Here is a 26,755-nt window from a genome sequence, read left to right as displayed (position 1 = left end):
CGTTTTCTCCTATCTACCCCAACGCCTTCACTTCCAACATCATATCACGTATCTGAGCTGCCAGTTCAAAGTCAAGCACTTCGACGGCTTCTTGCATTTGTTTTTCTAGTTTCTTGACGAGTTCTTTACGCTCTTGTTTGTTGAGGCTGTTGATATCGACTTCCTTGTCCTCTTCTTTAGCAACTGCCTTGGTCACGGCAATCAAGTCACGAATTTCTTTCTTGATTGTCTGAGGTACAATGCCATGTTCTTCATTATAAGCCATCTGGATTTTCCGACGACGGGCCGTTTCATCTATGGCACGTTGCATAGACTGAGTCATGGTATCAGCGTACATGATAACATGTCCTTCGCTATTACGGGCAGCACGTCCAATGGTCTGGATGAGGCCACGTTCGTTACGAAGGAAGCCTTCCTTGTCAGCATCTAGAATAGCAACCAAACTTACTTCAGGTACGTCAATCCCTTCACGGAGCAGGTTGATTCCAACCAAAACATCAAAGACACCCAAGCGTAGGTCACGGATAATCTCCGTCCGCTCCAAGGTCTTGATGTCCGAGTGCATGTACTTGACTTTGATGCCCATTTCCTTGAAGTAGTCGGTCAAGTCTTCTGCCATTTTCTTAGTCAAGGTGGTAATAAAGGTTCGTTCGTTCTTTTCAACACGGGCATTGATTTCACCTAGGAGGTCATCAATCTGTCCCATAGTCGGACGAACTTCCACCTCTGGGTCTAGAAGCCCTGTCGGACGAATGATTTGCTCAATCACTGTCTCCGTCTGTTCATTTTCATAGTCACCTGGTGTCGCTGAAACGTAAACAATCTGATGGACATGGCTTTCAAACTCTTCACGACGGAGGGGACGATTGTCCAAGGCAGACGGCAAGCGGAAACCATAATTCACTAACATTTCCTTACGAGAACGGTCACCATTGTACATGCCCTTTATTTGCCCCATGGTCATGTGACTTTCATCAATCATAATCAAGAAATCATCTGGGAAGAAGTCAAGAAGCGTATAAGGAGGCTCTCCTTCGCTACGACCATCCATGTGGCGTGAGTAGTTTTCAACACCATTGGTATAGCCCATCTCACGTAACATCTCAATATCATACTCTGTTCGCTGTTTCAAACGCTGGGCTTCTAGCAGTTTGCCTTCCTTCTCAAAGACAGCTAACTGCTCTTCTAATTCTGCTTGAATTTTCGCAATCGCAACTTCCATGTGGTCATCATTGGTCACAAAGTGAGTGGCAGGGAAAATCGCCAAATGATCCACTTCTCCCAATACCTGACCTGTCAAAGCCTCAACTTCACGGATACGATCAATTTCATCCCCGAAAAACTCTACTCGAAAAGCGTGTTCATCTCGGGAAGCTGGGAAAATCTCCACCACATCCCCACGAACACGAAATCTTCCCCGTTGGAAATCAATATCGTTACGTTCAAACTGAATATCGACCAAGTCATTCAAAAGTTTATCACGAGAAATCTCAAGACCTGGACGCAGACTAACCACGCTATCAGCGTATTCCTTGGGCGAACCCAAACCATAGATACAAGAGACTGAAGCCACAACGATGACATCATTGCGCTCCAGAAGGGCTGAAGTCGCTGAGTGACGGAGCTTATCAATCTCGTCATTGACCGAGCTATCCTTCTCAATGTAGGTATCACTAGAAGGCACATAGGCCTCGGGTTGATAATAATCATAGTAGGATACGAAGTACTCAACAGCATTCTCAGGGAAAAATTCCTTAAACTCTCCGTAGAGCTGACCAGCTAGGGTTTTGTTATGGGCAATGACCAAAGTAGGTTTATTGACTTTGGAAATGACCTGACTCATGGTGTAGGTCTTCCCTGTACCCGTCGCCCCCATCAAAATCTGAGCCTTTTCTCCACCCTCGATATTGTCAACCAACTGCTCAATCGCTTGTGGTTGATCTCCTGAAGGTTGGTATTTTGATACTAGTTTAAATTTATTATCTGTAATTCGATTTATCATGATTGCCTCATCTGCTTTTTTCTATCCTTCTATTTTACCATAAATTTGCTTTTCAGACTCTTCTCCAAACTGATAAGAATGTGCAGTTCATGTTATATTTCCTTACATAAAATTCATAAAATTTGCCTTTTCACTTTTTTTCTGGTATAATGGAAAAATATTCGGAAAAGGAGACTAAAAATGAAGAAAAAAATACTAGCATGTTTGCTCATTTTATTTCCCATTTTCTCACTAGGTATGGCAAAAGCTGATACTGTTAAGATTGTGTCTGATACAGCTTACGCACCTTTTGAGTTTAAAGATTCAGATCAAACCTACAAAGGGATTGATGTTGATATTATCAATAAAGTCGCAGAAATCAAAGGATGGAACATCCAAATGTCTTATCCCGGCTTTGACGCAGCCGTAAATGCAGTACAGTCAGGTCAAGCAGATGCTATTATGGCAGGTATGACAAAAACAAAAGAACGTGAAAATGTCTTTACCATGTCTGATACCTATTATGATACAAAAGTTGTCATTGCTACGACAAAGGCAAATAAAATCACCAAATATGAGGAACTTAGCGGAAAAACAGTTGGAGTTAAGAACGGAACTGCCGCTCAACGTTTCCTAGAAAGTATCAAAGATAAATACGGTTTCTCTATTAAAACCTTTGATACAGGTGATTTGATGAATAACAGTCTAAGTGCTGGTGCTGTAAATGCCATCATGGATGACAAACCTGTTATTGAGTATGCGATTAACCAAGGACAAGATCTCAGCATCAATATGGATGGCGAGGCTGTTGGAAGCTTTGCTTTTGGTGTCAAGAAAGGGAGCAAGTATGAACACTTGGTTACCGAGTTTAACGAAGCCCTAGCCCAAATGAAGAAGGATGGTAGCTTGGAGCAAATCATCCAAAAATGGACAGCTTCTACAACTACGGCAAGCCCAACGACAACTACTGCTGCTGGACAAAAAGCTACTCCAGTGAAAAGCAAGTACATTATTGCTAGTGACTCATCTTTTGCCCCATTCGTCTTTCAAAATTCAAGCAATCAATACACCGGTATTGATATGGACCTCATCAAGGCCATTGCCAAAGACCAAGGTTTTGAAATTGAAATTACTAACCCAGGATTTGATGCAGCCATCAGTGCTGTTCAAGCAGGACAAGCAGATGGTATCATCGCTGGTATGTCTGTAACTGATGCCCGTAAGGAAACCTTTGACTTCTCAGAATCATACTACACAGCAAATACGATTCTCGGTGTGAAAGAATCAAGCACCATTACTTCTTATGAAGACCTCAAAGATAAAACTGTCGGTGTTAAAAACGGAACTGCTTCTCAGACGTTCCTTACTGAGAACCAAAGCAAATACGGCTATAAGATTAAAACCTTCGCAGATGGCGCATCAATGTATGACAGTCTGAATACTGGCTCTATTGATGCTGTGATGGATGATGAGCCAGTTCTCAAATATTCTATCAGCCAAGGACAAAAATTGAAAACTCCAATCCCTGGAACACCAATCGGTGAAACAGCCTTTGCCGTTAAAAAAGGTACAAATCCAGAATTGATCCAGATGTTTAATAATGGACTTGCGAACCTCAAAGCTAACGGAGAATTCCAAAAGATTCTTGACAAGTACCTAGCTAGCGAAACTTCAACTGACTCTACAAGTACGGTTGACGAAACAACTATTTGGGGCTTGCTTCAAAACAACTACAAACAACTTCTTAGTGGACTTGGAATCACTCTTGCCTTAGCACTTATTTCATTTGCAATCGCCATTGTCATTGGTATTATCTTTGGTATGTTTAGCGTTAGCCCATACAAATCTCTTCGTCTGATCTCTGAGATTTTCGTTGACGTTATCCGTGGTATTCCCTTGATGATTCTTGCAGCCTTCATTTTCTGGGGTATTCCAAACTTCATCGAGTCCATCACAGGCCATCAAAGTCCAATTAACGACTTTGTAGCTGGTACCATAGCCCTCTCACTCAATGCTGCTGCTTATATCGCTGAAATTGTTCGTGGTGGGATCCAAGCTGTTCCAGTTGGGCAAATGGAAGCCAGCCGCAGTCTTGGTATCTCTTATGGAAAGACCATGCGAAAGATTATCTTGCCACAAGCGACTAAATTGATGTTGCCAAACTTCGTCAACCAATTCGTTATCGCTCTTAAAGATACAACCATCGTATCTGCTATTGGTTTGGTGGAACTCTTCCAAACTGGTAAGATCATCATCGCCCGTAACTACCAAAGTTTCAAGATGTATACAATCCTTGCTATCTTCTATCTTGTAATTATCACACTTTTGACTAGACTAGCGAAACGCTTAGAAAAGAGGATTCGTTAATGGCAAAATTAAAAATTGATGTAAATGATTTGCATAAGTATTATGGAAAAAATGAAGTTTTAAAAGGCATTACGACTAAGTTCTATGAAGGAGATGTTGTTTGTATTATCGGTCCTTCGGGTTCTGGTAAATCCACTTTCCTCCGTAGCCTTAACCTTCTTGAAGAGGTAACGAGTGGTCACATCACTGTGAATGGTTATGATTTGACTGACAAATCAACCAATGTCGACCATGTTCGCGAGAACGTCGGAATGGTCTTCCAACATTTCAACCTCTTTCCTCACATGTCCGTCCTAGAAAATATCACTTTTGCTCCTATCGAACACAAACGGATGACCAAAGAAGAAGCTGAAAAATTGGGGATGGAGTTGCTTGAAAAAGTTGGACTAGCAGATAAAGCTAATGCCAATCCAGATAGCCTTTCAGGTGGTCAGAAACAGCGTGTAGCCATCGCTCGTGGACTTGCCATGAATCCTGATATCATGCTCTTTGACGAGCCAACTTCCGCTCTTGACCCTGAGATGGTCGGAGATGTACTGAATGTTATGAAGGAATTGGCGGAACAAGGCATGACCATGATTATCGTAACCCATGAGATGGGATTTGCTCGTCAGGTGGCCAACCGTGTTATCTTTACGGCTGATGGCGAATTCCTGGAAGATGGAACTCCAGATCAAATCTTCGATAACCCGCAACACCCTCGTCTAAAAGAGTTCTTGGATAAGGTCTTAAATGTATAAAACAAAACTGTAAGGTTCTCCTTACAGTTTTTTAATTGCGTATTGGATTTTTGATTTTTTTGAAAATTATGATAAAATATAGACTATGAAAATGAGAAAATCTCATCCCTAGTCCAACTAGGAAAAAATATAGAAATTAGGTAGCTAGATGTCATCAAAGGTTATTGTTACAATTTTCGGTGCGAGTGGAGATTTAGCTAAACGCAAACTCTACCCTTCCCTTTTCAGACTCTATAAATCAGGTAATTTGTCTGATCATTTTGCTGTTATCGGAACGGCTCGTAGACCTTGGAGTAAGGAATATTTTGAGTCTGTTGTAGTCGAATCCATTCTTGATTTGGCAGATAGCGTAGAAGAAGCTCAATCTTTTGCTAGTCATTTTTACTATCAAAGTCATGATGTCAATGATACCGAACACTACATCGAATTACGCAAACTTCAGGCTGAGTTAAACGAAAAATACCAAACCGAGCACAACAAGCTCTTCTTCCTCTCTATGGCTCCACAATTCTTTGGGACTATCGCCAAACACCTCAAGTCAGAGCAAATCGTAGACGGAAAAGGCTTTGAACGTTTGATTGTCGAGAAACCTTTCGGTACAGACTATGCTACTGCTAAACAACTCAATGAAGAACTTCTTGCTACCTTCGACGAGGAGCAAATTTACCGTATTGACCACTACCTAGGTAAAGAGATGATTCAGAGTATTTTTGCAGTCCGCTTTGCCAATATGATTTTTGAAAATGTTTGGAATCGCGATCATATTGATAATGTTCAGATTACATTTGCTGAGCGTCTAGGTGTTGAAGAACGTGGTGGCTACTATGATGAATCAGGTGCCCTTCGTGATATGGTGCAAAACCATACCCTCCAACTTCTGTCACTCCTAGCTATGGATAAACCTGCAAGCTTTACAAAAGATGATATTCGATCTGAAAAAATCAAGGTTTTTAAAAATCTCTATCAGCCTTCAGATGAAGAACTAAAAGAACACTTTATTCGAGGTCAATACCGTTCAGGTAAAATTGATGGAATGAAGTACATTTCTTATCGTAGCGAACCCAATGTCAACCCTGAATCTATGACAGAAACCTTTGCTTCAGGTGCCTTCTTTGTCAACAGTGACCGTTTCCGCGATGTACCTTTCTTCTTCCGTACAGGTAAACGCCTAACTGAAAAAGGAACTCACGTTAACATTGTCTTCAAACAAATGGATTCTATTTTTGGAGAACCTCTAGCACCTAATATTTTGACAATCTATATCCAACCAACAGAAGGATTCTCTCTCAGCCTCAATGGTAAGAAAGTGGGTGAAGAGTTTAGCCTTGCGCCAAATTCTCTTGACTATCGAACAGATGCGACTGCTACAGGTGCTTCACCAGATCCATATGAAAAACTCATCTACGATGTTTTGAATAACAACTCAACCAACTTTAGTCACTGGGAAGAGGTTAGTGCTTCTTGGGAGTTGATTGATCGCATTGAAAAACTTTGGGCTGAAAATGGTGCTCCACTCCATGACTACAAGGCTGGTAGCATGGGACCTCAAGCTAGCTTTGATTTGCTTGAAAAATACGGAGCTCAATGGACTTGGCAACCAGATATCGCCTATCGTAAGGATGGTCGTTTAGAATAATCAAAAACAATCCTGCAAGTATTCTTGCAGGATTTTCTTTTATATCAAACCTTCAAGAAGGCCCTTCATAAAGTTCTCAGAGTTAAACTCACCGATATCATCGATTTTTTCGCCAAAACCAATTAATTTAACAGGGATATTGAGTTCCTCACGGATAGCCAGAACAACACCACCACGAGCAGTTCCATCAATCTTGGTCAATACAATACCGGTAACTGGGGTAATTTTAGAAAATTCTTTAGCTTGCACCAAGGCATTCTGTCCAGTTGAGGCATCAAGGGCAAGGAAGGTTTCATGAGGTGCTTCAGGAACGACACGTTTGATAATACGACCAATCTTTTCCAACTCAGCCATAAGGTTGTCCTTGTTTTGCAAACGACCTGCTGTATCAATCATGAGAATATCAATCCCTTCGGCTACGGCGCGTTCCATACCATCAAAGACCACACTTGCTGGATCAGCCTTTTCTGGCCCTGTCACAACAGGAACATCCACACGACGACCCCATTCAGCTAGCTGTGCCACTGCACCCGCACGGAAGGTATCTGCCGCAACTAGCATGACTTTCTTGCCAGCTTGTTTGTAGCGATGAGCCAATTTCCCGATAGAAGTTGTTTTCCCAACACCATTGACTCCGACAAAGAGCATGACTGTCAAACCATCTTGGAAGTGGATACTTTCATCGTAGTTGCCATCCTTCTCATAGAGTTCAACCAATTTCTCGATAATGACACGACGAAGTGCGTCTGGCTTCTTAGCGTTTTCGAGTTTAGCTTCATAGCGTAGTTCTTCTGTTAAGTTGGAAGCGACTTGCACACCGACGTCACTCATGATGAGCAGTTCTTCCAATTCCTCGAAGAATTCTTCATCGACAGAACGGAAGTTGGCAAAGAAGGCATTCAAACGAGCACCAAATCCCGTACGCGTTTTCTTGAGACTGCGGTCATATTTTTCCTGAACGGTTTCTTCAACCTGAGGACTTTCTTCTTCTACAACTTCAGACGCTAGCTCTTCTTCTGTCTCTTGGTTCTCTTCTTCTAGAGCTTCTTCTGTCTCTTGGATTTGCTCCAATTCATCAGCTTCTAGCTCCGGCTCCTCTTGGTCTGTTTCCTCAACCAGTTCTGGTTCAATGACCTCATCTGTCGTGACCTGAGGAAGTTCTTCTCGAGCAAGAGTTTCTTCCACTTTGTCCGTTTCTGTCTCTTCTTGGCTTGTTTCCTCGACTGCCGTTTTGGTTTCTTCAACCTCTTCTGACAAATCAAGATTTTCCAGAGCTTCTTTTACAACATCTTCAATTTTCGGCTCTTCTTTTTTTCCGAATAGACGGTCAAATAATCCCATATTCTAGTTCTCCTTTAACACGTATTCTTCGATAGCCCAAGCAACGGCTTCCTCGTCGTTGGTCATCGGGGTAATCACATTTGCAACTGCCTTAACTGCTGGAACTGCATTTTGCATAGCAACTCCCAAACCAGCCCACTCAATCATGGAAAGGTCATTGGCCTCGTCCCCACAAGCCATGACTTGACTTTGATCGATTCCTAAGTGTTTAATTAATTTCGCTAAACCTGTTGCCTTGTGGACGTTTTTCGGTGACCATTCCAATAAGAGTTCACGCGATTTGAAGATTTCATATTGGTCAAACAATTCTGGAGAAATCTGTTGAATAGCTGCATCCAAAGGTTCTTGGGCAAAGGCAGTCACACATTTATTATACGTCATCTGACTAGATAGATCTTCAAAAGCGACAGGCACAAAAGTCAAGGCAGGGTTGAACTTGGCATAGAGACTTTCTTGATCCGACTGGATTTGATAGACTGTTCCTTCTGAAATGGCATCTAACGGTAATCCGAGTTTTTCAGTTTCCTCGTACAAGCGTGCCACATCGTCGATTGAAAAAACCGTTTTATCGAGAATCTCTCCTGTATTTTTCTGTACCAGACCACCATTAAAGGTGATGGTGTACTCATCCTCCTGACCGTCAGTCCCTAGCTCATGGAGAAAGAAATCCATAGCCTTCAGAGGACGCCCCGTTGTCAGTACGACCTTGATGCCACGGTCACGCGCAGCTTTGAGGACCGCCTTGGTACGATCTGTCAGCTTTTTATCCGTTGTCAGCAAAGTACCGTCCAAATCAAGTGCAATCAATTTAATATCTGCCATTATAAGCCCTCCATATAAGCCATCACTGACTGGTCCTTATGGTGGCCAATCACTGTCTCTGCTAATTCTAAAATCTCTGGTCGCGAATTTTCAGGAGCGATTGGGTGCCCGACGACCTGCATCATGTGAAGGTCATTGAGATTATCTCCAAACGCCATGACCTGATCCATGCTAAGCCCCAGTTTTTTGGCTAGCTCAACAATAGCCACACCCTTGTCAACGTAGTCCAAGACAATGTCGATAGATTCAAAACCAGTTGTCATGGCTTTCACACCAGGAACATTTTCGTTGACCCAGGCCTCACCAACTTCTATCGTATCTTCTGTGAAGTTCGTAGTGAATTTAAAAATCTCATCCGTAATATCTTCCAGACTCGTTACTTTTTGAATGTTTTCATTGTAGTGACGGCTAAACTTGAGATAGGTCTCATCGACTGTATCCAATACATAACAAGCTTTTTTCCCAGTCAAGAGCATTTTTCTTTCATCAAAATAGGGCGATTTCTTTAAAGCTTCAAAAGTGCTCAAGTAAAAGTCCCGAGACATAGTAGCCTCGTACATATCCTCACCATGAAACTCAACATAGCTCCCATTTTCAGCTATAAAAATCACTTCATCACGCACATCCGCAAACAACTTTTTCAGGGACAGAATACCACGACCTGAAGCCACTGCAAAATAAATCCCCTTTTCCTTGTAGGAAACAAGTACGTTTTTGAGGCGTTCCATATCAAACCGACCCTCTCCATCTAGAAAGGTTCCATCCATATCGGTTGCTACAAGTTTAATCATAAAATTCTTCATTCTCCAATTGATAAATCTATCTTCTATTATACCATAGATAAGTTTAAAAAGGTCCAGTACAGTAGGATAGCACTACTTTTTCGGAGAAACTTCAAAGGGCCTAAAAATTAGAATCGTAGAACTTTTTTCAGATAGTTTAAAAAGTTTGTATTCCCCTTCTCTTTTCTCTATAATGGAGAGAAAGGAGATGACTATGACAGAAATAAAACATGAAATTGATGCAAACTTTGCAGGCCGACTCAATATCCTGCGCGCGGGTGTTCTCGGTGCCAATGATGGAATTATTTCCATCGCTGGAGTCGTTATCGGGGTTGCCAGTGCGACAAGCAATATCTGGATTATCTTTTTATCTGGACTAGCCGCTATCCTCGCTGGTGCTTTTTCAATGGCCGGTGGTGAATATGTCTCTGTATCCACTCAGAAAGACACGGAAGAAGCCGCTGTTGCTAGAGAGCAATTACTCTTGGATAAAGACATCGAATCTGCAAAACAATCCCTCTATGCTGCCTACCTTCAAAATGGTGAGTGTGAAACGTCCGCCCAACTCTTGACCAATAAGGCCTTTTTAAAAAATCCACTCAAAGCCTTGGTAGAAGAAAAGTATGGAATTGAGTACGAAGAATTTACCAATCCTTGGCATGCTGCTATTTCTAGCTTTATCGCCTTTGTACTGGGAAGCCTTCCTCCTATGCTTTCAATCACCGTCTTTCCAAGCGATTATCGCATTCCTGCTACTGTTTTTATCGTGGCCCTTTCCCTTCTCGTCACTGGCTATACCAGTGCTAAACTAGGCAAGGCTCCTACGAAAACTGCTATGATCCGTAACCTCTGTATCGGACTTCTAACTATGGGAGTGACTTACCTATTTGGACAACTCTTCAGCATTTAAGATAAAAGAAATACCTCGATAAACATCGAGGTATCTTTTTTACATTTGCACAATCTTGCGATAGCTTCTTGAGGTAATCATAAAGATTAAAACATAGACTATGAGGAAGATAGCACAGATGGACAAAGTGACAGTCAACATCATGGTCGCATCTAGCACCCCAATGACTTTTAGGATGAGACTAAGCATATGATAGGCAAAGGCAAGGTGTAGGAAGGCAAATAGCAAAGGAAGGAAGAATACAGTTAGCACCTGTTTGTTGATAGTTTGCTTGATTTGCTTTTGATCGAGACCGACTTTTTGCAAAATGATGAAGCGTTCACGATCTTCATAGCCTTCAGAGATTTGTTTGTAGTAGATGACAAGAACCGTTCCCACCATAAAGATGATAGAGAGGAAGATACCGATGAAGAAGACTCCACCAAAGAGAGCACTCATCTGCGCACTGCTATCAGCCAGATTACTTCCGTAAACATAGCTTCCTTCTTTGCTTAATTCTCTATTAAAATCATCAAGGAATTTTGAATAGTCGTTGGCAAGTTTGAGTTGCTCTTCCTCACTAGCTGTTACATTCATACCACCGTAGTATTGATTAAAGATGGAAGAATTAGGATGCTGGTCAAGAAAGACTTGTAGGTCAGGAACAACCAGATAGTTATAGTCCGAAGTTAGAATATTGTACTGATTTGGGACATGTTCAAGAATAAAATCTTTTTTGATTTCTTCTTTGATCGTGTAGGTCTGGTTATTTAGAGTCAGTTCTTTCTGTCCTTGAAGTTCTTTGTTTTTAGTAAACAATCCAACTTCCTTTCCTGAAAGTGCGAGTTTTTGCCCCGTCATATTCTCATAGTCTTTTTGGTCAAAGACCATAAAAACAGTTTTCGGTTGAACACGGTTTTGACCTTTGTCAAAGATTGTTAATTTCGTACCTTCTTGATTTGCTACACCAAAGCTACTGTATGTAAGAACTTCTTTCTTTGTAACAGTCAATCCCTTATCACTAGCATACTGGTCTAGGAGTTTATTTATGTCTTCTTTTTCAATATTCTGTCCTGTAATTCCAAAATCATGTGGATTCATGACTTTCTTGAAAGTTTCAGAGCCTTTAAAGATACTCGTTGCAGCAGACATAGTCACCAAGACCATGGTTGAGAGAATAGCAATCGTCGCTAGACCAACAGCATTTTTCTTCATACGAAAAATGAGATTGGATACGGAAATCATGTTGTTAGGTTGGTAATAGTAACGCTTGTTTTTCTTCAAGATTTGTAGGAAAACTGTGATTCCTGCATTGAAGAGAAGATAAGTTCCCAAAATTACCAACAAGACTGCTACAAAGAAAATCAGAATAGCAGAAAGTGGATTTTCAACTGTAACTGCTAGGTAATAACCAGCTCCCAAACTGATTAGACCTAGTATGGTTTGAAGGCCTAAGAAACGTCCTTTTTTCTCACCACTGGCTTTTTCACGAGAGAGCTGAAGGGCATTCATGCGGGCTATGCGAAAGGCATTGATAAAAATCAAACCCAGGAAGATAGCCCCAAAAACAATGAGAACTAGGATAAAGACTATTGGTTGGAAGGTTGAAACGAGCTCCACCTTCATTTTCATCAACTTCAGAAGAAGGGCAAAGATTAGCTTATCAAAGAGAGCTCCTAGGCTGAGACCAGCTGTCAGCGTTAAGGAACCAAAAATAAGAAGCTCCTTAAAAACCATACTGATCAAATGACGCTTTTCAAGACCCAGCATACCATATATACCCAGCTCTTTGGAGCGGTTCTTCATGACGAAACTATTGGCATAAAGGACAATAATCCCTGAAGCGATGGTAACAACCACCATACCGAGAGCGAGGGTCATAGAGATAGTTTCTCCCCCTCGAATCTTGCCAATGTTAGGATTAAGTGACAATGAGTAAAAAAGATAGGTGATGGTCACTGCTAAGAGAACAGCAAGGGCAAAGGGATAGTAGAGTTTGCGGTTTTTAATCAAGTTAGATACCGCTAACTTATTGGTTAATCGGAACATACTAATTCACCTCGCTTGCCATAACAGTCAAAGTATCAGATATTTCTTGGAACATCTGACGCTCTGTCTTGTCTCCACGGTAGATTTGGTTGTAAAGAATGCCGTCCTTGATAAAGAGAACGCGCTTGGCCCTGCTGGCTGCTGCGGTTGAGTGAGTTACCATGAGAATGGTTTGCCCGCGCTCATTGATTTCATCAAAAACATCCAGAAGAGCTGCAGATGATTTAGAATCAAGGGCTCCTGTTGGCTCATCGGCAAGAAGAATTTCAGGTTCTGTGATGATGGCGCGCGCTACTGCTACCCGCTGTTTTTGACCACCAGAGATCTCGTAAGGATACTTCTCTTGCAATTGGTTGATGCCTAAATTTTCAGCTGTTACCACCAATTTCTTCATCATCTCTGTGATGGGTTTTCGTGATAACACTAACGGAAGCAAGATATTATCCTTAACAGACAAGGTATCTAGCAAGTTAAAGTCTTGGAAGACAAATCCCAACTTCTCACGACGGAAGCTGGAAGCCCGTGAGTTTTTAATAGTTGCTGTATCTACTCCGTTCAAGTAAACTTGACCACGAGTTGGTTTATCCAGCATAGCTAGGATGTTGAGCAGGGTTGATTTCCCAGAACCAGACTCACCCATGATGGCAACATAGTCACCCTTTTCTACGGTAAAGTGAATATCTTTGAGGGCTTCTACTTGGTTGCCCTGAAAACGTGTTTTATAGATTTTTTGAACGTGTTTTACATCTAAAAGTGTCATGATTTTCTCCTTCTTAATATCCCATCAATTGAAACTGTGCTTGCATCATAGCGCATCCCAGTTGAACACGCTCGATATCTTTTTGACTTGGTTTTCTTGTTTTCTTTTGTAAAATTCTTTTCATGGTTTTGCTCCTTTGTTCTTTATGAGTCTAGTTTATCGCAAAAAAAGACGGCCTGCCATAACCTAACCTTACAAAAGAGACTTTAATCTTACATTTTTGTAAGATAGAAAAAAATTTAGAAATTTCACTAAAAGTATTGTACCATAAATGGAAAACAAGAAGAAAACCCTTGCGGATGCAAGGGTTAAAAGTTAATCATCTTTTTGATCTCGTCTAGAAATGATGAATTTATAAATGAAGAGAAAATGAAAAAGAAACAAAGGAATTGCTAAAATACAACCTTCTTCTGAAAAATCTTGTTTCGTTAAGTGGTATAAGTAATTATTGGTTGATAGAAAACTAGTAATCAAAATAAATAGAATCCAGAACATGTCCGTCCATTTATAGTTTTTAAAGTATTTCCTAAGCATGCTAATACCTTCTTTTCTCTTGTAGTAATGTAGCAAAACTTTTTTTCCGTAGATTTACTCACCAAAATCAACCATCATTGTCTTCAATGGCTTGAGCTTTCTTACGTTTCTATTTTATCATTTAATAGTTATTGACTGATCTAACTTAAAAAAATAATTTCGGATAGAAATAAATTGTCTTATATAATTATAAATATACTCGTACTTATAAAAGACATCCAATCCAAGTATTATAAATATCCTACACAATTTATACCTATAACTCCTCTTCTTAGGAATATCGTATGAAGTTTCTCATACTCAAATTGTTCATATTCAAATCGCTCGTATTCAAACTTCTCAAATTCAAACGGTTCGTATTCAAACTTTTCATATTCAAAAACTTCAATTCCTACTTCTTTTAATACTTCTTCTGGCAACTCGTAATTTTGGTCTACTAAACTAAATAGAGTAAATCCTGAATCAACACAAAACGATAGTACTGGATTATATATTGAAGAGTAAATTACAGAACCAGCTACCGACCCCACAAAACTACCGATCATGTATCCTAGCACAGGTATTTCAATTAGAGATTGACTCACAGAACCCATAGATAAAGCACATGTTGTTACAAACATTTCTTTGATTAATTCATTAATCATCTCAGACCTGCTCATGTTTCCGGTAGTTACTTGATATGAATTTTTCATGGAATTCATCACTAATACAGTCACTGCACCAACTACCGACGGATCAATAGATTTCATCGCACTACCACATAATCCTGCCTTACAACTTGCTGTAATTGCTGCTGAAACTGTACCTCTTACAAATCCTTCGCCTGCACCTGTAATCGCTGCAAATCCTATCTTTTTAAATTGACCTTCTTCAATTTCTCCATTTTTAATTAGATAAGCTATGGCATTCAATATTTCAGGAGCAACTCTTAACGCCATTGATATTGTTGCTGCAGTTAAGCCAGCTTTGTACGCATGCCTTAAGATATTGGTATACTTTATTAATTCTTCGGTTGTTAAATGTAAGTCCTCAGGATTTACTCCACCCTCTTTAGACAATCTTGCAAGTTCACGTGCTTCCTGTTCCGACAAAGCAATCGATTCATTCCCCTTATTATCTTTAACTTTATCACTGAGTAATTTTAGAGTTTCTTCATAGCGATGAACTTGCTCCGGTCGCTTTACAGCTTCTTCTCTTATTTTTCGCTCTAAAAACATAGTCGTTTCTTTTAGCTGATCTGATGGAATTACTCTATACTGCCCTGTATAAACTGGATCACTCAAAATTGTGTCTGCTGAGTATCCTCTCTTCTCCAAATATAAATCTAAACTTTCTTTCCCACCTTGTGATTTATATTCGCTAAAACGTTGAAAAATACTCTTAGCTTGTTGTTCTGCACTGGATGCTCCGTTTTTATAATATTTTAAACCAAATTCAGCATCGAAGTTTACTCCCGTAATATCAGGAGACCCAAAATCATGGCTACGATCAACTTGTACTCTGTTTTTTGAAGAATTAATAGCTGCATTAATATTAAAAGTCCCAGCATGCCAAAACTCAGCAACATCTCCCTTTAGTGTATCTATACGTGCACCACTTGTTTCAAAGTCATTTAGATTATTCACCAGCTTCTTTATCTCTGATTCTACAGCGTCTACATAATGTACTCCGGTAGCATGTCCTGAAAAATTACCTGTGTCCTTCTCAAAGAATTCATATCCCTCTTTAAAGCCATCCATTCTTTATCCCTCCAAGAATTCAGATAATCCATCCATATATAATATTGCTGTCAATCCTCTGTACTGCTGATCCATGACTTTTTCTTTATCCGTTCCAGTAAGAAATTGAGTAACACCTAACACTGCACCTGTAGCCAATGTAATCCCAGGTGCCAAAAATCCTAAAAGGGCGCCACCAGCGATTAAAGCCGCTTTATTTCCACCTACGGCATCGTTTACTGCATCAAAAGCTTGCTCTGGAATTGACTTTGAAAACTCTATTTTTTCAAAGTCAGACTTATATCCACGACAGTACTCAACAAATTCATCATACATTTCTGGTTGACTAATAACCTCTGAGACTAGCATCATTCCACGTTTACCTAACCAGCCATATTTCATTCCGAATTTATCGAATTTTACATTCATACTGGATATTTCATTCTTACTTGTTTGATTTTCACCGATAAAAAGTACATGTTCGCTAGAAGAAATTGTAGACATATTATCTAGATAATGTTTTTCCAACCAAACACTTACTTTTATTGAACCATCTTTAGTTCCTACAATTTCATCACCTTCATCATCATTAGTACTTACAAGTTGTCGTAGATAATTCCCATATCTAACTGTTTTATCATCACAAACAATAATTAATTTTGTTGTATTTTGTTCAAACATAAAGTTCCCCCATATTATACTTGAATTTATTATTATGATTTCTTATTGCTATGTATTGTTTTCAATGCTTTGGCATGTTTCACAATAATAATCAAAATCATTTTATGCGCTTATTATACCATTTCAGAATTTGATTTGACAAGTTTAAAAAACTTCGTCCTATTGGACGAAGTTCATGCTTCTACTATTATCACCAAAACCAACCATCATTGTCATCAATGGCCTCGGCTTCCTTGCGTTTGCGTGGTCCTGTTCCGTACATTTCTGCTTCGATTTCTTCCTTAGTTGGCAGGATAGAGGCAAGAATGATGTAAATAATCACACCAATCCCAAAATTTGATATGGTAAAAATGGCGAAGAGAAAGCGGACTAGGGTTACATCAAAATTCCACTTGTCTGATAGGCCAGCTAAAACTCCTGACACCATACGATTTCGTCTCATTTTATAAAATTTTGTATTCATGATTTGTTCCTCTTTCGGTATTCTTACAAAAAGTATAGCATAAAACGGAATCAAGAACATCAGTCCTTAGGCCGATTTAAGATGACGAGTTTACCACGGCAGACGCCACAACGATAGCGTTTGGTATCAATCCTACGCTTGCGCTGATAAGTTTGCTGACAGGATTGACACTGATAAACTAGGTAGGTACTTTGGTCTTTCAGAGGTGGGACAAAGCGCAGTCCATCCACTTCTTTCAAAAGTTCCTTGAAATCTCGGTCCTTATGTCGATAACCCTTTTGCTGAAAATAAAGATGGTAGTGACAGAGTTCATGGCGTACGATTTTGCGAAAGACTTCCAAACCTAGTTCATTATAAACCTTGGGATTAAAATCCAAATGCCCATCCTTGGGGAAAAATCGCCCACCTGTCGTTCGCAGACGAGAATTCCACTGGGCTTGGTGGGTAAAAGGTCTACCAAAGTCTTCGAGGGAAACAGACTGGACGTACTCAGTTAGTTTCATCTGGAGCTAAGAGCGACAGATTAACTTTTTCACGTTCAGTATCGATTTTCTTGACCCAAACCGTTACCAAATCTCCAACAGACACCACTTGGCTGGGATGTTTGATAAATTTACGACTCATATGGGAAATATGAATCAAGCCGTCTTCGTGAATCCCGATATCAACGAAGGCACCGAAGTCAACGACATTACGCACCTCACCTTCCAGCTTCTGGCCGACTTTTAAATCCTTGATATCCAAGACATCTTGACGAAGCACAGGTGCATCAAATGAGTCACGGAAATCTCGACCTGGTTTGAGAAGGTCGGAAATGATATCTTTAAGGGTTTCTGGACCAAGTTCTAGTTCTTGCGCCATCTCCTTGACTGATAGGGACTTAAGCTTATTTTGTGCTTCTTCATTCAAGTCCTTGATATCCAAGCGTTTGAAGAGCTCCTTGACGGCAGCATAGTTTTCTGGGTGAACTCCTGTATTATCAAGGATATTGCTACTTTCAGGAATACGGAGGAAACCAGCAGCTTGCTCAAAGGCTTTGGCACCTAGACGAGGAACCTTCTTGATTTGAGAACGTGAAGTGATTTTTCCTTCTTCCTCACGGTATTTGACGATATTTTCAGAGATAGTTTTATTGAGTCCAGCTACATGGGAGAGAAGTGCTGGGCTGGCTGTATTGACATTGACACCGACTTGGTTGACCACCGTATCGACGACAAAGTCCAGACTTTCAGACAGTTTCTTCTGACTGACATCGTGCTGGTATTGACCAACACCGATTGACTTGGGATCGATTTTTACCAATTCAGCAAGGGGATCTTGCAAACGACGGGCGATAGAGATAGCCGATCGTTTTTCAACGGTTAATTCTGGAAATTCCTTACGGGCAAGTTCGCTGGCAGAATAGACAGAAGCGCCACTTTCATTGACAATGACATAGCTCACTTCTGGAAAATCTTTCAGAACTTCCGCCACAAAGGTTTCACTTTCACGACTGGCCGTTCCATTTCCAATGGCAATAATTTCCACGCCGTATTGACCGATCAGGTCGGCTAAGTCTCGCTTAGCTTCTTCAATCTGACGAGCAGAGGCTGGTTTAACAGGATAGATGACCTGTGTTGTCAGCATTTTCCCCGTCGCATCAACTACCGCCAGCTTGGCACCTGTACGAAATGCAGGGTCAAAGCCTAAAACCACGCGCCCTTTTAGCGGAGCAACCAAGAGGAGATTGCGCAGATTATCCGAAAAGAGTTGGATAGCCCCTTCTTCTGCCTTCTCGGTTAATTCTGTCCGAATACGGCGCTCGATAGCAGGCAAGACCTTTTTCTTAACTGACTGTTGAACCACTTCATCAATATAGGCATTTTTCACCTTGAAACGAGCAGCAAAGAAAGCCAGGATACGATCCGTCGCATGTTCAAAGCCAACTTTCAAGATGCCTAATTTTTCCCCACGATTGAGGGCTAAGGTTCGATATCCTTGCATGTTGCCAACTGTCTCTGAAAAATCGTAATAAATCTGAAAAACTTGTTTTTCATCAAGATTTTCATCTTTGACTTGCGAAGTGATTTTAGAGTGTCTCAACACTTCCTGATAGGCCAGTGAACGCAAAGTCACATCTTCGGCTAGGGCTTCGACCAAGATATCAACCGCACCTGCCAAGGCTTCTTGACCAGTCGCAAATCCTTCACAGACAAACTTCTCAGCTTCTTTCTCTAAACCATCTACATTTTGCAAGATCAAACGAGCAAGAGGAAAGAGTCCTGCTTCTCGGGCAATAGTTGCCTTGGTCCGACGCTTTTCCTTATAAGGAAGGTAGAGTTCTTCTACGTCTGCTAATTTTTCAGCTGCCAGGATAGCTGCTTCCAATTCCTTGGTCAGCTTGTCTTGTTCTTGAATCTTAGCCAAGACAGCTTCCTTACGGTCATTGAGATTTGTCAGACTTTTATCCAAGTCGATAATGGCCTTAATCGCCACCTCATCCAGACTACCAGTCATGTCCTTGCGATAACGCGCGATGAAGGGAATTGTCGCCCCCTCAGCCGTCAAACTTAGAACAGTATCGATTTGCTTTAAGGTTACACCCAAATCTTGGGAGATTTTTTCATATTTTTTATCCATATACCTATTATACCATAAGGAACAGCTCTTGTTTTGCCTTACCTGTTTTTGCATCTTTGATTATCAAAATAATCCCATTTCCACAAAATAATAGTATAATAGAGGTAGAATGTAGAAAAGAGGTAGGCCCATGGCTGTTAAATTTACAAAAACCGACGACTTGGATAAGATGTTTGAAGAATTCGCCAAACTTCCTGACTTAACACAAATCACTTTCCCAGATGACAAAGACAAAAAAGAAAAAGTTGAGAAGAAAAAATAGATGACTGTTTTCCAATCTCTTCCTCCTAGTGTATTACAAGCGGGGGCAATCTTTCTCTCCATCATGATTGAAGCCCTTCCTTTTGTTCTAATTGGGAGTCTCATTTCAGGCTGGATTGAGGTCTATATCACACCTGATAAAGTTTATGAGTTTCTTCCTCGCAATCGTTGGGGGAGGATCTTTTTTGGTACCTTCATTGGCTTTCTCTTTCCTTCTTGCGAATGTGGAATCGTTCCGATTATCAATCGTTTTCTGGAAAAGAAAGTGCCCAGCTACACAGCGGTTCCTTTTCTGGTGACTGCTCCCATCATCAATCCTATCGTTCTTTTCGCTACATATTCTGCCTTTGGCAATTCAATAAAACTTGCCTTCTTGCGAGCTCTGGGAGCTATTGTGATTGCTTTGATTCTGGGGATTTTCCTAGGATTTTTCTGGAAGGAACCCATTCAAAAAGAGAATCCTATCACTTGTCATGAACATGACTTTTCACACTTGAGTCTCTCTAGAAAAGTGTTTCAGGTCTTTATACAAGCTATTGATGAGTTTTTCGATATGGGGCGTTACTTGGTCTTTGGCTGTCTCTTTGCGGCTATCGTGCAGGTCTATGTCCCGACTCGGATCTTGACCTCTATCAGCGCAAGTCCAGTCCTTGCGATTCTCTTGCTCATGTTTCTAGCCTTTCTCCTCTCTCTTTGTAGCGAGGCGGACGCCTTTATCGGTGCTTCTCTCCTCTCGAGCTTCGGCCTAGCGCCAGTCCTTGCTTTTCTGGTCATTGGCCCCATGCTTGATATCAAAAATCTCCTCATGATGAAACACTATCTAAAAGCACGCTTCATCTGGCAATTCATGGGCATCGTGACAGTGCTTGTTTTGCTTTATTCTTACATGATGGGGGTGATGCTATGATCCGATTTATCATTCTACTAGGTTATTTTGCTCTGACCCTTTATCTGCAGCTATCTGGCAAGCTCAGTCACTACATCAACCTCCACTATTCCTATCTAGTCTATATCTCTATGGTCCTTTCTCTTCTGTTGGCTCTGGTCCAATTCTATATCTGGATAAAGAAAATCAACTCTCACAGCCATTTGGAAAGTCGTCGGGCTAGACGAATCAGCATCCTTTTACTGTCACTACCTCTCTTGATTGGAGTTGCCTTTCCGACAGTAAGTTTGGACTCGAGAACCGTATCTGCCAAAGGATATCATTTCCCACTTGCTGAGGGAATCAACACAGCCATTCAGGCAAGCGAAGGAACATCCAGTCAATACCTCAAACCCGATACCAGCACCTATTTTTCCAAATCTGCTTATGAAAAGGAAATGAGGGCTACAGCTGATAAATACCTCGCCCAGCCAACCATTCAGGTTACAGATGAAAACTATATGGAGGTCATGGAAGTTCTCTATGACTATCCTCAAGAGTTTGAAGGAAAGAAAATCGAGTTTACAGGCTTTGTTTATAACGATCCTAGCCATCCAGATAGCCAATTCCTCTTTCGCTTTGGGATCATCCACTGTATCGCAGACTCTGGTGTATATGGACTCCTAACTAAGGGAAACTCACGCCAGTATCCTGATAATGCTTGGATCACCGCTAGAGGAACCCTGACCCTCCAATACCATAAAGAACTCAAACAAAAACTCCCAACACTGGAAGTTGAGAGTTTCACAAAAGTAGACAAACCAGAAAATCCTTATGTCTATCGCGTATTTTAATAAAAAGTAGCCTGACAAGGCTACTTTTTTTGTCCATTATATGAATTTCATTCTATCTACTCTTTCGAATTGATAGCAAACTCTCACTCTCCATCCTTCCAGTTCCGAGCAATTTCTTCGTCTTTCTGGAGTTGGTCTACGAGCTCGTCGATGGAGTCAAATTTAACCATATCGCGGACACGGTCTAGCCAGTAGACCATGACTGTCTCACCATAAATATCATCTGAAAAATCAAAAATATTGACTTCAAAACGCGGCTCTTCTCCATCGAAAGTAACATTTTTTCCAACACTTGCCATGCCACGATATCTCTGACGTTGTACTTCTACATCGACTACGTAAACACCGTCTGCTGGCATATAAGTTCGATCTCTTAGGACCAGATTGGCTGTTGGATAACCGATAGTACGCCCACGAGCATTTCCATGAACGACCATTCCACGGGTTGGGAGCGGTGTGCCGAGCAGATGCTTGACTTCCTTGACATCTCCATCAAGAATAGCTTGACGAATTCGTGTGGAACTAATCTTGCCCTTCTCATCCTCAACTGGAGGAACAATAATGATTTCTCCATCAAAATAGTCCTTCAGGTCATCCGCAGTTTTCTTATCTGAGCCAAAGGTGTAATCAAATCCTGCTACGATAATCGCTGGTTTTAAAGCTCTAACATAAGTATCAAAGAATTCTTGACCCGTTAAACTAGCAAATTTGCTACTGAAGTCAAGTAAGAAAAGAGCCTCTACTCCGTGCCACTTCATCTTGTGCTCTCGTTCCTCGTGATTAACGATGTGAAGCATGAGCTCAGGTTGGTAAGGTTGTAAGGCAAGTTTTGGCGACTCTGTAAAGGTCATCACGACAACTGGCAGATAGTCCTTCATAGAAGCCTTACTGGCCACTTCAAAAAGTTTCTGATGTCCCTTGTGGATGCCATCAAAATAACCTAGTACAAGGACTGTATTACCTGGTACTGCAATATCTTTTTCGTTCTTAATAGGTACTGTTGTAATCATGAAACTATTATATCATAGAGAAAGTCTTTTCGCTAAGAGGAAATCCCAAATGTCGTTTTTTGCGTCTGAACTGACCTTGATAGACAATTCAAGCTATGAGTTTTAAAAAATAGCACCTCCTAAGAGATGCTATCATTTAGTAACTAGTCTACTGTTTCTTCTAAATCTTTTAACTTAACCGAAACAATCTTAGACACACCTGATTCTTGCATGGTAACTCCATAGATAGAGTCCGCTGCCGCCATCGTTCCCTTACGGTGGGTTACGACGATAAACTGGCTATCCTTGTCAAAGCGGTTGAGATAATCCCCAAAACGTTTGACATTGGCTTCGTCCAGCGCCGCCTCTACCTCGTCCAAGATAACAAAAGGAATGGTCTTAACTCGAATGATAGAGAACAACAAGGCCAGAGCCGATAGGGCTTTTTCCCCACCACTCATGAGGTTGAGAGATTGGATTTTCTTACCTGGAGGTTGAACAGAAATCTCCACACCAGCTGTTAAAAGATCGCCCTCAGTTAATATCAAGTCTGCCTGACCTCCACCAAACATCTGTCTAAAGGTCACTTTAAAGGACTCACGAATCGCCTCAAAGGTTGATTTAAAGCGTTCCTTAACCTCATCATTCATCTCTGTGATGGTCTCAAGGAGCAGGTTTTTCGCAGACAAAATATCATCTCGTTGGCTATTTAGGAAATCCAAACGATTGTGGACTTCTTCGTACTGTTCAATAGCATCCAAATTGACTGGACCGAGTGAGCGAATAGCCTTCTCAAGATCTTTAACCTCTTGCTCCGCCAGAGTGAGATTTTCCAGTTCATGAGCCTTTTCTAGCGCCTCTGTGTAACTGATCTGGTACTGGTCTGTTAATTGAGCTTGTAGATAGCGCAAGCGTTCGCTGACCTTTTCCTTCTTGGCTTCAGCACGTGTTTGCTTACGAATCCACTCTTCATTCTGCTGACGAGCTTGATCCAAATGGCTGGCAATGTCATCCAGCTGGCCTTCGATATCATCCAACTCAAACTGCTTGCGTATCAAACCTTGTTGGAGGTTTGTTTTCTGAGTTTTGGCCTCTTCCACCTGCTGGCTGAGCAAATCCGTATCCACTTTCTCAAGATTATCAACCTTTTCTTGGAGAAGGCGCTGGATTTCCTCTTGTTCGAGATTGAGGTTATCCAATTCCTTATCTAAGCGTTCAATATCAGTCACTTCGTACCGCTTCTGTCCTTGCAGTTCGGACTTAAGCAAGCGCGCTTGAGAAATCTGTTCCTGCAAGTTTTGATAACGTTCTTGAATAGCGTTTTTGTTAGACTTAATCTCTTCAATCTCAGCTTCCAGATTTTGTTTTTCACCGGCAATGGTGGCAAGGCGCTCTTGGCATTTTTCCTTATCCGCTTGCCAATCTCCTTCAGATAGGCGATTTAATTCCTCTTCTTGAAGTTTCCAAAGCGTTTCCAGTTCTTCGACCTGCTGATTGGTTTGTTGATAAGCAAGATACAAGCCTTGCTCCTGAATACGAGCTTGCTCACCCTGAGATTTGATAGCTTCTAATCTTTCAGTCAATACCGCCATCTCATCTTGCAAGGTCTTCAAACTCGCTTCTTCTGACCGCAAGTTAGCTTCTTCCTCAGCAATTTCTTTTTGTAATTGCTCCAGCTCTGGCTTGATGAAAATACTGTTGTTTTGACGATTGGCACCCCCCGCGTAGGAACCACCTGTACGCAACTCTGTCCCATCAAGCGTCACCACACGAACCTGATAGCGAACTTGACGAGCTGCCGTACGCGCGTGTTCTACTGTGTCAAAGATAGCCGTCGTAGCAAGCAAGTTCTTAAAAATGGCTTCTAGTCTCTTATCAAACGACACCAACTCATCTGCCATTCCCAGAAATCCTGGACTTGCAGCGATAGCATCTTGGTTCTGACTAGAAATCGTACGCGCCTTGATAGTCGTCAATGGAAGAAAGGTTGCACGACCAGCTCTGTTACGTTTTAGGAAATCAATCGCCTTTGTTGCCGCGTTTTCATCTTCTACAATGATATGCTGACTGCTAGCTCCAAGCGCAATCTCCAAAGCAGTTTGATAATGCACTTCAAAGGTCAAATGTTCACTGACTGCACCAATGATCCCACCAAGACGGTCTTTTTCTTGGAGAACACTCTTAACACCCGCATAAAAATTACTATGATTTCTAAGGATATTCTCTAAGCTCTGGGCTCGAGCCTGCTTATTTTTGAGACTGTCCAGACGGTCAAAGAGTTGGCTCTGCTGGGCTTGGAAAGAAACTTTCTGCTCCTCTTGCTCCTTGGCACTAGCTTGGTAGTCAGCCAATAATTTCTGAACCTGCTCCTTGGCAGTTTCAAGCTCAGCCTGCTGTTGACTGGCCTTTTCTTTAGCTGTAGCCAGTTGTTCTTTCAGTTTCTCAAGTTGATCAGCTTGTTTTTGAGACAGCTGACGGCTGTTTTCCAACTCATTCTCGATGCGGGTCAGTTGGTTGGAGACATCCGCTTCTTCTTGTAAAAGCGCCACAAAACGTTCACGCAAGAGTTCAATCATTTGGTCAGGATCATCTGAAAATGCCAACAACTCTGCTTCTAGGCGATTGAGTTCCTTGTTGTTTTCAGCTAGACTTTTCTCTAACTGTTCCAAGTTCGCTTCTTTTTCAGCCTTTTCCTTACTTAAAACCTTTCTCTTATCTTCCAAAGTCGCCAAACGGGTTTGTGCCTCTTGTTGATTGAGGGCTACTTGCTCAGATTCCAGTTTGGATAGGGCTAGTTTTCGCTCTAAGTCACTGATCAAACTAGTCAAATCCATCAAACTTCCTTGGTCTTTAGCCATTTCAGCTTGGAGATCTTGGCGTTTCTTTTTAAGAGTTTGATTTTCCTCTTCTAACTCTTCACGCTTTTGGTAATAGCTAGTCAAAAGTTCCTGAACCTGCGTTAGCTCTTCTTCTGTTAGCTCTAGTTCAGCCTTGTTTTCCTTGATTTGAGCAACCAGTACATCCAAGTAAATCGCCTTGCGTTGACCATCCAAGTTAAGAAACTTACGAGCATTTTCAGCTTGTTTTGCAAGGGGCTTGATTTGATTATCCAACTCGAAGATAATGTCTTCTAAGCGGTCGAGATTGTCTTGAGTTTGTTGCAGTTTGCTTTCTGTTTCTTTTCGACGAGTCTTGTATTTTAAAACCCCAGCAGCTTCTTCAAAAATAGCTCGGCGTTCTTCGGGCTTGGAGTTAAAAATTTCCTCAACCTTCCCTTGAGAAATGATAGAGAATGAATCCCGTCCCAAACCTGTATCCAAGAAAAGGTCGTGCACATCACGCAAGCGAACTTTTTTGCCATCAATCCGATACTCGCTATCACCACTACGATAGATATGGCGTTCTACCTTAATAACTTGCCCCGCATCCTTGATAAAGCCATCTTCATTGTCCAAGGTCACGATAACAGAGGCATAATTGAGCGGTTTACGACTTTCAGTCCCAGCAAAGATAACGTCTGGCATCTTGCCACCACGAAGACTCTTGACACTGGACTCTCCCAAGGCCCATCGCAGACTTTCTGTGATGTTTGATTTCCCAGAACCATTGGGCCCAACGACAGCTGTCACACCTTGGTCAAAGACGACCTTGGTCTTGTCAGCAAAGGACTTGAATCCCTGAATCTCAATCTCCTTTAAATACATGAATCCAGCCCTTTCTCAACTGCATTTTTGGCGGCCTCTTGTTCTGCCAATTTTTTAGAACGGCCTTGACCTTTTCCGATACTCTTGCCTTCAACCAGAACTTCTACATTAAAAACCTTATCATGAGCAGGCCCTGTCTCAGAGATAACCTGGTAGCGAATATCTACATCTCCATTGACCTGGAGCAACTCTTGCAGATGTGTCTTGTAATCCTTAATCATTTCAAAGTCACCTGCTTCAACCTTGGGAATCATGACCTGATAGATAAACTCTTTTACTCTAGCAACATCCTTGTCTAAAAGCAAAGCACCCAGAAAGGCTTCAAAAGCATCTCCAAGAATAGTGTCACGATTGCGACCACCAGACTTTTCTTCCCCTTTTCCTAGCTTGATAAACTGATCAAACTGGCAATCACGCGCAAAACCAGCCAAACTCTCCTCACGGACAATCATAGCACGGAGTTTAGACAAATCTCCCTCTGGTTTCTTAGGATATTTTTTATAAAGATATTCTGAAATCAATAATTGCAGAACAGCGTCTCCTAAAAATTCCAAGCGCTCATTGTGTGAAATTTTTAAGAGGCGGTGCTCATTGGCATAACTCGTATGAGTAAAGGCCGTTTCCAGTAAGTTTTTGTCTGCAAATTCGATTGCAAAACGCTTCTTTAGTACAGTTTGTAATTCTTTCATACCAACCTCTT

At 41.3% G+C, this 26,755-nt stretch carries 21 protein-coding genes; 7 read left to right on the top strand and 14 right to left on the bottom strand.

Features of this window, described 5'->3' with window-relative positions:
• Positions 1 to 13: 13 nt before the first annotated feature.
• Positions 14 to 2,002, bottom strand: coding sequence for an excinuclease ABC subunit UvrB (uvrB, locus tag DB729_RS05295; protein WP_084873165.1), 1,989 nt, complete (start codon positions 2,000 to 2,002; stop codon positions 14 to 16).
• A gap of 180 nt (positions 2,003 to 2,182) precedes the next feature.
• Between uvrB and DB729_RS05290 the strand changes: the two genes are divergently transcribed.
• From DB729_RS05290 to zwf, 3 genes are all read left to right on the top strand, one after another.
• Positions 2,183 to 4,348, top strand: coding sequence for an ABC transporter substrate-binding protein/permease (locus DB729_RS05290; RefSeq protein ID WP_109290067.1), 2,166 nt, complete (start codon positions 2,183 to 2,185; stop codon positions 4,346 to 4,348).
• A complete protein-coding gene (locus DB729_RS05285; protein ID WP_007516801.1) occupies positions 4,348 to 5,088 on the top strand; it encodes an amino acid ABC transporter ATP-binding protein in 741 nt (246 codons plus the stop codon). The genes DB729_RS05290 and DB729_RS05285 overlap by 1 nt, the downstream gene beginning before the upstream one ends.
• A 148-nt stretch (positions 5,089 to 5,236) precedes the next feature.
• Positions 5,237 to 6,724 (top strand): glucose-6-phosphate dehydrogenase, encoded by a 1,488-nt coding sequence (gene zwf, locus DB729_RS05280; RefSeq protein ID WP_109290068.1) that lies wholly within the window; start codon positions 5,237 to 5,239, stop codon positions 6,722 to 6,724.
• A gap of 39 nt (positions 6,725 to 6,763) precedes the next feature.
• Here the strand turns inward: zwf and ftsY are convergent, their stop codons facing one another.
• From ftsY to DB729_RS05265, 3 genes are read right to left on the bottom strand one after another with little or no spacing between them, the layout of a single operon-like run.
• Complete coding sequence (ftsY, locus tag DB729_RS05275; RefSeq protein ID WP_109290069.1) at positions 6,764 to 8,065, bottom strand: signal recognition particle-docking protein FtsY; 1,302 nt, start codon at positions 8,063 to 8,065, stop codon at positions 6,764 to 6,766.
• A 3-nt stretch (positions 8,066 to 8,068) separates the two neighbouring features.
• Complete coding sequence (locus tag DB729_RS05270; RefSeq protein WP_000763419.1) at positions 8,069 to 8,887, bottom strand: Cof-type HAD-IIB family hydrolase; 819 nt, start codon at positions 8,885 to 8,887, stop codon at positions 8,069 to 8,071.
• A complete protein-coding gene (locus DB729_RS05265; protein ID WP_109290070.1) occupies positions 8,887 to 9,678 on the bottom strand; it encodes a Cof-type HAD-IIB family hydrolase in 792 nt (263 codons plus the stop codon). Before DB729_RS05265 ends, DB729_RS05270 begins: the two co-directional genes overlap by 1 nt.
• 205 nt (positions 9,679 to 9,883) lie before the next feature.
• Between DB729_RS05265 and DB729_RS05260 the strand changes: the two genes are divergently transcribed.
• A complete protein-coding gene (locus DB729_RS05260; protein ID WP_096406997.1) occupies positions 9,884 to 10,579 on the top strand; it encodes a VIT1/CCC1 transporter family protein in 696 nt (231 codons plus the stop codon).
• Between the two features lie 39 nt (positions 10,580 to 10,618).
• On the opposite strand, the gene DB729_RS05255 is transcribed toward DB729_RS05260, so the two are convergent.
• From DB729_RS05255 to DB729_RS05220, 7 genes are all read right to left on the bottom strand, one after another.
• Positions 10,619 to 12,607, bottom strand: coding sequence for an FtsX-like permease family protein (locus DB729_RS05255; protein WP_109290071.1), 1,989 nt, complete (start codon positions 12,605 to 12,607; stop codon positions 10,619 to 10,621).
• Position 12,608: 1 nt separating this feature from the next.
• A complete protein-coding gene (locus DB729_RS05250; protein WP_000173376.1) occupies positions 12,609 to 13,367 on the bottom strand; it encodes an ABC transporter ATP-binding protein in 759 nt (252 codons plus the stop codon).
• Positions 13,368 to 14,131: 764 nt separating this feature from the next.
• Positions 14,132 to 15,640 carry a hypothetical protein gene (locus tag DB729_RS05240; RefSeq protein WP_109290073.1) on the bottom strand — a complete coding sequence of 503 codons (1,509 nt, stop codon included), beginning with the start codon at positions 15,638 to 15,640 and terminating at the stop codon, positions 14,132 to 14,134.
• A 3-nt stretch (positions 15,641 to 15,643) separates the two neighbouring features.
• Positions 15,644 to 16,300: a hypothetical protein gene (locus DB729_RS05235; RefSeq protein ID WP_109290074.1), complete on the bottom strand. Its 657-nt coding sequence runs from the start codon at positions 16,298 to 16,300 to the stop codon at positions 15,644 to 15,646.
• Positions 16,301 to 16,490: 190 nt separating this feature from the next.
• A complete protein-coding gene (locus tag DB729_RS05230) occupies positions 16,491 to 16,763 on the bottom strand; it encodes a PspC domain-containing protein (protein WP_109290075.1) in 273 nt (90 codons plus the stop codon).
• A gap of 59 nt (positions 16,764 to 16,822) precedes the next feature.
• The gene (locus tag DB729_RS05225; RefSeq protein WP_109290076.1) at positions 16,823 to 17,266 is read right to left on the bottom strand and encodes a SprT family protein; all 444 of its coding nucleotides are present in this window, start codon (positions 17,264 to 17,266) and stop codon (positions 16,823 to 16,825) included.
• Entirely contained in the window at positions 17,253 to 19,382 is a 2,130-nt protein-coding gene (locus DB729_RS05220) for a Tex family protein (protein WP_109290077.1), read from the bottom strand. Before DB729_RS05220 ends, DB729_RS05225 begins: the two co-directional genes overlap by 14 nt.
• 130 nt (positions 19,383 to 19,512) lie before the next feature.
• On the opposite strand from DB729_RS05220, the gene DB729_RS09535 reads away from it, so the two are divergent.
• The 3 genes from DB729_RS09535 to DB729_RS05205 are packed head-to-tail and all read left to right on the top strand — an operon-like array spanning position 19,513 to position 21,362.
• Positions 19,513 to 19,644, top strand: a complete 132-nt coding sequence (locus tag DB729_RS09535; RefSeq protein ID WP_109290078.1) for an SPJ_0845 family protein — start codon at positions 19,513 to 19,515, stop codon at positions 19,642 to 19,644.
• Positions 19,645 to 20,550 (top strand): permease, encoded by a 906-nt coding sequence (locus DB729_RS05210; protein WP_109290079.1) that lies wholly within the window; start codon positions 19,645 to 19,647, stop codon positions 20,548 to 20,550.
• The gene (locus DB729_RS05205) at positions 20,547 to 21,362 is read left to right on the top strand and encodes a TIGR03943 family putative permease subunit (RefSeq protein WP_109290080.1); all 816 of its coding nucleotides are present in this window, start codon (positions 20,547 to 20,549) and stop codon (positions 21,360 to 21,362) included. Before DB729_RS05210 ends, DB729_RS05205 begins: the two co-directional genes overlap by 4 nt.
• A gap of 83 nt (positions 21,363 to 21,445) precedes the next feature.
• On the opposite strand, the gene DB729_RS05200 is transcribed toward DB729_RS05205, so the two are convergent.
• The 3 genes from DB729_RS05200 to rnc form a co-directional block, all read right to left on the bottom strand.
• The gene (locus tag DB729_RS05200; RefSeq protein WP_109290081.1) at positions 21,446 to 22,372 is read right to left on the bottom strand and encodes a bifunctional riboflavin kinase/FAD synthetase; all 927 of its coding nucleotides are present in this window, start codon (positions 22,370 to 22,372) and stop codon (positions 21,446 to 21,448) included.
• 143 nt (positions 22,373 to 22,515) lie between these two features.
• Positions 22,516 to 26,055: a chromosome segregation protein SMC gene (gene smc / locus DB729_RS05195; protein WP_109290082.1), complete on the bottom strand. Its 3,540-nt coding sequence runs from the start codon at positions 26,053 to 26,055 to the stop codon at positions 22,516 to 22,518.
• Entirely contained in the window at positions 26,046 to 26,744 is a 699-nt protein-coding gene (rnc, locus tag DB729_RS05190; protein ID WP_000661471.1) for a ribonuclease III, read from the bottom strand. Before rnc ends, smc begins: the two co-directional genes overlap by 10 nt.
• Positions 26,745 to 26,755: the final 11 nt, after the last annotated feature.

The organism is Streptococcus halitosis (assembly GCF_003143695.2).
In the GTDB taxonomy this organism is placed as follows: domain Bacteria; phylum Bacillota; class Bacilli; order Lactobacillales; family Streptococcaceae; genus Streptococcus; species Streptococcus halitosis.
Note: the sequence above shows the minus strand (reverse complement) of the source record. Positions and strands in the feature narration are given on the sequence as shown.